6 protein-coding genes are annotated in these 7,794 nt (G+C 71.1%); 2 read left to right on the plus strand and 4 right to left on the minus strand.

Annotated features, from left to right (window positions below):
* Nucleotides 1-31 precede the first annotated feature (31 nt).
* Nucleotides 32-460 (plus strand): SRPBCC domain-containing protein, encoded by a 429-nt coding sequence (locus tag ACZ5SK_RS40915; protein WP_468577451.1) that lies wholly within the window; start codon nt 32-34, stop codon nt 458-460.
* A gap of 4 nt (nt 461-464) precedes the next feature.
* On the opposite strand, the gene ACZ5SK_RS40920 is transcribed toward ACZ5SK_RS40915, so the two are convergent.
* The 4 genes from ACZ5SK_RS40920 to ACZ5SK_RS40935 form a co-directional block, all read right to left on the minus strand.
* Nucleotides 465-2,030, minus strand: a complete 1,566-nt coding sequence (locus ACZ5SK_RS40920; RefSeq protein WP_468577452.1) for an ABC transporter substrate-binding protein — start codon at nt 2,028-2,030, stop codon at nt 465-467.
* The gene (locus tag ACZ5SK_RS40925) at nt 2,030-4,237 is read right to left on the minus strand and encodes a hypothetical protein (RefSeq protein WP_334577951.1); all 2,208 of its coding nucleotides are present in this window, start codon (nt 4,235-4,237) and stop codon (nt 2,030-2,032) included. Before ACZ5SK_RS40925 ends, ACZ5SK_RS40920 begins: the two co-directional genes overlap by 1 nt.
* A 249-nt stretch (nt 4,238-4,486) precedes the next feature.
* The gene (locus ACZ5SK_RS40930) at nt 4,487-5,329 is read right to left on the minus strand and encodes a helix-turn-helix domain-containing protein (RefSeq protein ID WP_334577950.1); all 843 of its coding nucleotides are present in this window, start codon (nt 5,327-5,329) and stop codon (nt 4,487-4,489) included.
* Nucleotides 5,326-6,252 carry a helix-turn-helix domain-containing protein gene (locus ACZ5SK_RS40935; RefSeq protein WP_468577454.1) on the minus strand — a complete coding sequence of 309 codons (927 nt, stop codon included), beginning with the start codon at nt 6,250-6,252 and terminating at the stop codon, nt 5,326-5,328. Before ACZ5SK_RS40935 ends, ACZ5SK_RS40930 begins: the two co-directional genes overlap by 4 nt.
* A gap of 326 nt (nt 6,253-6,578) precedes the next feature.
* On the opposite strand from ACZ5SK_RS40935, the gene ACZ5SK_RS40940 reads away from it, so the two are divergent.
* A complete protein-coding gene (locus ACZ5SK_RS40940) occupies nt 6,579-6,983 on the plus strand; it encodes a hypothetical protein (RefSeq protein WP_334577948.1) in 405 nt (134 codons plus the stop codon).
* The last annotated feature ends 811 nt before the right edge of the window (nt 6,984-7,794 follow it).

Consider the following 7,794-nt stretch of genomic DNA (forward strand, 5'->3'; position numbering starts at 1 on the left):
GAAACCGGTTCCCGGGGGTCAGGCTGGTGTCATGAGCGGCTCCGTCGAGCAGGGCATCAGTCAGACCCACGGGAACACGCACATCCTGCACTTCCTGGTGCGGCTCCCGGGGGTCATGGGGGCGGTCTGGCCGGCGTTGTCCACGCCGGAGGGGCTCGGCGGCTGGTGGACGGCCGTCGACGTCCTCGAACCCCGGCTCGGCGGCACGGTCGCCCTGCGCGGTGTGGGCGCGGGGCGGGTCACCGCGTGGGACGTGGACCGGGTCGCCGAGTACACGGTGGCGGACGGCGGCCGGATCCGCTTCCACCTGGAGCGGGACGGGGACGAGGGTACGGTCCTGCGCTTCACCCACGAGTTCCAGGGCGAGGGGGAGAGCGAGCCGACCTGGCGGACTCGATTCGAACGCCTGATCGAGTATCTCGGAGGACCCGGAGGACCCGGAGGAGGCCAGGGCGCGTAGGGGCTCAGGACGGCGGCAGGCATTCCCCCGCCGGCGGCTTCCCCTCCGGCCAGGCGATGCGCACGAAGCGCGAGCCGCCGTCGGCGTGGAGTTCCACGATCGGCACGGCCTTGTCGTAGGGGTTGCCGTGCACGTCCAGACAGATCCAGCCGCTCGCCCCGTTCACCCGCAGCGAGCCCTTGACCTGCGGCCACTGCAGGCCGACGTCGGCGAGGGGCGGCACGGCAGCGCCGTCGGGGGTGGCCTCGCGGATGCCGTGGACGGCCAGCGTGATCGCGTCGTAGGCGATGATCAGCTGGCCGTCGTCCAGGGCGACCGGACCGATCGGGCCGACGGGCTCGCGGACGGCGCGGGCGATGAGGTCGGTGAGGACCTTCGCGTCCGCCGCCGAGCCGCCCCGCCCCGGCGGGGACTGCGTCCAGGCGTCCGGGTGGGCGAGGGAGGTGTAGCGGACGGACAGGTTGTGGGTGAGGGCCGTGCGGTCCAGCTTCTTGTCGCCGGACAGATACGAGCCCTCGTCGCCGGTCAGCACCGTGAACCTGCGGTTCTGGCAGCCCCGGGTGCCGAGCGCGTTGATGAACTGGCGCAACTGTGTGTGGCGGCCGGCGAACAGGATCGTGTCGGTCTCCGCCGAGGTGTCGCACACCAGGTGGGTGATCTGCCGGAAGGTGTTCGCCGTCGTCCCCTCCTGGGTGCGGTCGGCGGGCGGGGTGAACGGCTGCGGCTCGTAGGGCGAGCCCTTGAGCAGCGCGGCGAACGACGTCTGGAGCGTCCGCGTGTACGGGTCGCCCGGCTTGTCGTACACCAGCAGCGCCCGACCCGCGTTGACCTTGGCGAACGAGGCCAGGGCGCGCGCCTCGTCGGTGTTGGTGGGGGCGACCCGGGCCAGCCCGGGCAGCGGGTCCTTGCCGCGCCGGCCGTTGGCGAGATCGTCGGCGGTGATGGACGCGCCGACCACCGGGATGCCCCGCGCGGTCAGTTCCGCAACCGCCTTCTTGTTGTTGTCGGTGCTCTGGCCGACCCCGGCGACCGCCCGCAGCCGGTCGGCGCTCTTCGTCATCCGCTCCAACTGGTCGACCATCGTCTCCCAGTGGGCGCTGGTGGCCCCCGGATTGGCGAGGACCAGACGGATCGACGGGGCCTGCCCGTTGGAGGTGTGGTTGGCCTGCCACTGCGCCAAGTACGCGCCCTGCACCTCGTGTTGGATGTCGCTGAGCGTGGAGGGAGTGGACGCGGTGTACGGGAGCATCAGCGCGATGGTGACGTAACTGCCCGCCTTGAGCCGGTCGTTCTCCCGGTCGATGGCCTGCACCGTGTCCCGCAGCTGGGCATGCCCGAAGTCGTACGGTCCCGTGGCCACGCCCACGCACTCGTCGCTGTCGGCCGGACGGGCCACGCCGGGCCCGCAGGCGCGGTTCTCCTCGGTGACCGCCCGCACGGCGAAGACCACCCCGATCACCAGGGCCGCCGTGACCAGCAGCGCCAGATAGCGGTAGAGGCGGATCTCCCAGACCTCCCGCAGCCACCGCACCAGTGGACCTCTGTCGCCGTTCCTGCCTCCGTCGGCCATCACGCCACCCCGTCCCCGTCGTCGTGGTCGTCGTCCCCGTCGTCCGGCCCGTTGCCGTCCCCGCTCCGGCTCCCGTCTCCGTCGTCTCCGTCGCCGTCCTCGGCCGGTGTGCGCAGGGGGCGGCCGGCGAGGGCGTCCCGGGGCCAGGCCTGGGAGGCCGCGAAGAGCAGCGCGCCCCCGGCGGGCCGCAGGTCGGACAGTTGCAGCAGCTCGAACTCCAGCCGCCCGCACACCTTCGGATCCGGCAGCACCAGCGGGTCGGTGACCTGCCACATCGCGTGCAGCAGCCGCCGTATCCGCAGGTGGAGGGAGGTGTTGACGCCCTCCGGGGGCTGCTGGGCGGCGTCCGTGCGCCCCAGCGCGATCGCGGACCGCCGGTCCTCGTGGCCGTCGTCGCGGCCCTCGGCGTCGTGCGCGTGGAAGTAGGGCGCGGACGCCAGGAAGCGGAGGGTGTCCAGCCAGGTGCGGGTGCGCAGGGTGGTGAAGGTGTCGCGCAGGTGCGCCACCGCGCCGGCCGTGTCGCCGAGGGAGAGCTCGTGGTAGAGGCGGAAGGCGTCGACGCCGGGATGCGGGGTCCGGAAACCGAGGCCGGTCGCGAAGTGGGCGATCAGCGTCTCGTGCACCTCGCGCCACTTGGCGTGGTCGGAGTGCCGGTGGTGCAGGCGCAGCAGCAGCAACGTCCGCACGAAGGGGTCGCCGACGAAGTGTCCCGGCGAGGCCGCGAGCCCCTCCTCGGCGAGCCGCGCCCGCAGCGACCGTACGCCCGACGAGCCGAAGTCGTCCGGGAGCTGGGCGTGCGCGAGGGCTACGGCGGAGTCGTGGCCGTGGGCGGCGGCGAGGACCGTCAGCTCGTCGAGCCGGTCCTCGGGGACCAGCCGGCCGAGCAGTTCGGCGTAGGCGGGACGGCCGTCGTGGGCCTGCCCCTCCTCCAGCTTGACCTTCGCGATGAGCAGCCGCCCCAACGAGGCGGCCTTGTCCGGGTGCTGGCGGGCAGCGGTCGCGAGCAGGACGATGCCGAGGGGGTTGCCGCCGGTCAACCGATGGATGGCGTGCGGGAGTTGGGGCGGGATCTCGACGTCGTCGCAGACCGCGCCGACCATGTGCAGGGTGTCGTCGGGGGAGAGCGGCGGCAGCGGCACGAGCAGCGCCCGCGAGGAGGGCGAGCTGCCCGGCTCCCAGTCCGTGGCCCGTGCGACGTCCGGAAGCTCGCGGCGGACGGCGTCCCCCAGCGCGGGATGGTTGGTGCCGCGCACGGTCGCCGCCCACACCACCTGATCGGCGACGCCGTCGGCCCGGTCCCGCAGGACGGCGTCCAGCAGCCCCGGCCCCGGCCCGCTACGCGCGTTGTCCAACAGCACGAGCGGCCGCCCGAGCCGCGTGAGTCGCGAGCCAATGCCCGCGTACGCCTCGGCCAGGTCGGCGAGCAGCGCCCGCACCAGCCACCGCTCGGCGTGCTCGCGCGAGGTGCCCCCGGCGCGGAAGTTCCCGGCGAGCAGCAGCAGCCCGCGCTTGGCGTTGCCGCCCGCGTTCGGATACGACCGGTACCAGGTCGCCGGGCGCTGCTCCTTGCGGTGCGTGACCCCCTCGGAGAGCGCCTCCAGGGTGGCCTCGACGGTCGCCGCGACGAACGGGCCCCCGCCGCTGGCCGCCGCGATCACCTTCGAGGCGACCTTGGCGGCCCAGCGCCCGGCCAGACTGAACCGCGTCGCCCGCTCGTTCAGCAGCAGGATCCGCACCAGCTCGCGCCGGATGCGGTCGGAGTCGGTCCGCCCGCTCCAGTCACTGGCGCGGACGGCCACCAGCCCCGCCGTGAGCCGCGGAAAGGTGAGCTGCCCCGCCGCTTTCACCGGCTCGGTCAACTGCTCGGCGACCACCAGCAACGCCTGCCACACCGGCGACCAGGACTCGGGGCTCTCCTCGTGTGGAGGCCGCGCGAACTGCTCGTCCTCACAGTCGATCAACGCGACCGGAGTACGCCGACGGGCCTCACCCCGGCGGTTGTGCTCGGTGTACGCGTCCCACAACTCCCCGAGCACCGCGCTCTTGCCGACCCCGCGCCCGCCGGCCAGCACCAGCAGCGGCGGCCCGCCGGGATGCTCCAGCCGCTCCGCGTGCAGCTCGTACGGACGCATCCCCACGAGTCGCGGTACAAGACCGGCGGGCTCGACGTCGAACAGCGCCCCACGCCCGTACAACCGTCCGTGCACCGTGCACCTCCCCCAGGGCCGGTTCCCAACGCAAGGGTAAGGAGAGGGAGTTGCTATGTGCCAGATCGCGTGGTGTCCGTTGGGTTACGAAAGTTCCGGTACGTGGCGGTCGGTTCAGCCGCTGTCGCTGCGATGACGAGGTCGGGGACGGGGGCGGGGACGGGAACGGACAGGGCCTTCCCGTCGCCGACCGCGATGAGCCGCGTCTCCTGCACTGCATCTGCACTGCATCTGCACTGCATCTCACTCTCAGGAGCCGAAGCACTCCTCGCCCGTGCCGCCCGCCGGGGTGAAGCACAGCCGTAGTCCGGTCCGGTCCGGACTGCCGATCATCGGCGTGACGCGGTAGACGACGGTGTCCGCGGAGTTTCTGATGACGACTCGCCCGGGGCGAGTGCCGCGGCCGGGGGCCGAGATCTCGATCCCGTCTCCGACCCGCGAGTGCCAGATCAGGCCCCACGCGGCAGCGCACACCGAGCTGTACCGGATCTCTACACGCGCGCCACTCCTGGTGCGGTGCTGCGCCCCAAGCGTGTCCGCCCGGCCGGGCACGAGCCCGCACAGCATCTGCGTGGGATCCTTCCCCTCGCACGCCTTCCCCCGGCATCCGGGCGGGGGGCTCGGCTCGGGAGACACCAGGATCGACGGCTGTCCGGCGCTGTGGTCCTGCATGGCTGGTGCCGTCAGCGTCGCAGTGATGGCCACTGCGGCCACGCCCGCACCGGCAATGAACAACCACCGACGCCGAACTCGCCCGTGCACGCCAGTTGGGCCGGTCGCGCCCGCCGGGACCGGGGCGGACACAGGCAGGGGCGTCGGAGCAGCGGGGCGTGTCTGTCGGGCGCGGCCGCTCCACTCGGCGTCCGCCAGCTCCCACAGCGCGAGCAGCCGCCCGGCAGGCTCCCGTGCTATCGCGCACAGTTCCTCGACAGCGTGCCGTGGCGGTGGTGTTTTGCCGTTGAGATAGCGTTCCCACGACGACTTGCTGTAGACGGTGCGTTCGGCCAACGCGGCCAGGCTCAGACCCGTACGCGCTCTCACCTGGCGAAGCCCCTCGGCCAGTGCCACGCACTCCGGTGCGGGGGTGGTCATCCGCGCAGCACCTGCCAGGTGTGCGGGCCCACGACGCCGTCCGCCGGCAGCCCGAACTTCTTCTGCAGGCGCATCACGGCCGCGATGGTCTGCTGCCCGTAGACCCCGTCGACGATGCCCGGGTCCATCTTCCGGTGAAGCAGCAGGCATTGGGCCTCCACCACGTCCCAGCCCGGTCCGGCAAGGACGGCGGTGCGCGTCGTGCTGTAACCGGCGAACAGCCCTCCGCCTGCCCCGCCTGCCCCGCCTGCCCCGCCGGTCCTGCGGACCTTGCATGGGTAGGACTTGCCCGGCTCGAAGACGTACCGGCCCGGCCCCCCGGTGGCAGCCGCGGGGCTGCTCGGACCGAGTGTGCTCAGTGCCTCCGTCGTGTCCTTGTGGTGCCCGCCGTCGTCATCGGCCCAGGGCTCGCCGATCAGCATGCCGAGGCCCAGTCCCACGAACGCGGCGGCCACGACGGCGGCAAGGACGACGAGCCTGCGCACGCCCGGCGGCTGCGCGACCGCGGGCGGTTCCTCCGAGGCCCTGGGCTCCTCCGCCGACGACGCAGAGCCCTCGGCCGCGCCGGAACGCTCGGCAGCGGCCTCGCCCCGTACCCCCCGTACCCCCCGTGCGCTTTCGTTCTTCGCGTCGGCCGACGAGGACGGCGCGGTCGGCTGCTGCCAGGCTTCCTCGGCCACTTCGTGCAGAACCAGCAGCCGGACCGGATCCGCCCCCGTGACCCGCGCCAGCTCCTCGACCGCCCGACGTGGCGGCAGCGCCTTGCCATTGAGATAGCGCTCCCACGACGAGCGGCTGTATCTGGTCTTGGCCGCGAGCGAGACCAGGCTCAACCCGCTGCGGTCCTTCAACCTGCGTAAATGCACCACGAATTGCCGGACCCTCTGGTCCAGCGAATCCGGCAACTCCTGCCAACGCGACATCGTCCACCCCGTACGGCGTCAAGGAACTCCAAGGCCTTCACCAACTTGTTCTCCGCTGGATACACCTGCGCACACGCCGTGAGCCGGGGCCAAGGGGCCATGCCCGTGTCTTTCGGCCAGCCTTCACCGGGAAGGACGTCCCAGCCGTGCCCCGTCCTGTCGGATGTCCCAGCAGGTCAAAGCTCTGAACGTCCCACGGTGTCCCAACGGGACGGACTTTGCTGGACCGGATCTGAAATGGCCAGCAATCTCGGTGGTGCAAGCCGGGCGGCGCAATCTGACCCCGCGCCGGCCCATCGACGCACACTGAAGGGAACACCCGGATCATGAACATACGTACGCGGCTCACCGTGGCCGGCCTGGCAACCATCCTGAGTGTCAGTGGCCTCGGGCTCGCGCTCGCACCGTCGGCCTCCGCCGAAGGGGCCTGCACCGGCTGGCGGACCATCCAGACGTCGCACAACGCCACTGGGCTCAAGTACCGCGAGTGCGACCGTTACAGCGGCTCCAATACGCAGACGAAGGCGCAGCTGTACCTGTGGGACAACAAGCACGACGGCAAGATTGCCCAGGCATACACGGCGACGGGTTCCAACGTTCACGGCTCATGGCAGGAAAGCTGGTACCGCTACTACAGCTGGGGCAATGAGACCAAGCACAGCCCGCTGATCGACACGGGCTGGCACAAGGGCCACGACGTGCACGTACTGCTCAAGGCCGTTACCGGCTGACCTTCCCCGCCCGAAAAAGCAGTGGTCCGCACTCCCCCGACAGGGAGCCCGGACCACTGCCACGTGCACCGCTCCCATGCCTCGACGTCACCGCACTCACAGGTGACGGTGCTCGACTCCCTCGGAGATCTTGGAGCCGTCGGGCGGAGAGCGCGGGCACCTGTGGTGTGAGGGCTTCCGGGACCGGGACGTCGGCGATCACATAGAGGTCGGCGGCGTGGAAACCGAGTGCGGGGGCGAGGCCGTCGAGCAGCGGAGCCGACGGCGGCGCGCTCGAAGTCACCGAGCGGACTACGGTCTCCCTGATGCCAGCACACCGAGGCCAGCCGCGCGAGATGCAGCCCGCGATCATGCATGAGACGACTCAGGATCGCGCCGAAGCGTGGACGATTGGCCACGGCGTCACCTTACGTCTTACATGGAAAGGAGTCGGGGCTGTGTGAATGCGACTCTTGGGGTCAGGCCCCACCGGAGCGATCTTCGGTGGGACCTCAAAATCCACTCTTTTTGGCAGCGCAGGAAATCCCTGCCGCCTCACTCGACCTGTCCCCAGGTCATTTCCGGACCCGGGGGCCATTCCTGGCCGAAGTCGAACAAGGTCTCATCTTCGAAGTCCCGCACGGCTTCCCTCCAAGATGGGCGGCCGCCCACGATAAAGCCGCGGAATTCTTCACTCGAAAGCAGATAGAGCGACTGCGGCTTATCGCCGAGATTGACCTCGATTCGTCAGCGGGGTTCGGTGGCTGACTTGCTCGGCAGTTCGCCCGTAATGTCCTCGGGCCGTTCGAGGTGGGCCGTCGCGTGACGCCGC

The organism is Streptomyces sp. NPDC031474 (assembly GCF_055581185.1).

Coding starts and splice junctions, on each gene's coding strand:
- ACZ5SK_RS40915 (WP_468577451.1), top strand. CDS start 32: ATGAGCGGCTCCGTCGAGCAGGGCATCAGTCAGACCCACGGGAACACG.
- ACZ5SK_RS40920 (WP_468577452.1), bottom strand. CDS start 2,030: ATGGCCGACGGAGGCAGGAACGGCGACAGAGGTCCACTGGTGCGGTGG.
- ACZ5SK_RS40930 (WP_334577950.1), bottom strand. CDS start 5,329: ATGACCACCCCCGCACCGGAGTGCGTGGCACTGGCCGAGGGGCTTCGC.
- ACZ5SK_RS40935 (WP_468577454.1), bottom strand. CDS start 6,252: ATGTCGCGTTGGCAGGAGTTGCCGGATTCGCTGGACCAGAGGGTCCGG.
- ACZ5SK_RS40940 (WP_334577948.1), top strand. CDS start 6,579: ATGAACATACGTACGCGGCTCACCGTGGCCGGCCTGGCAACCATCCTG.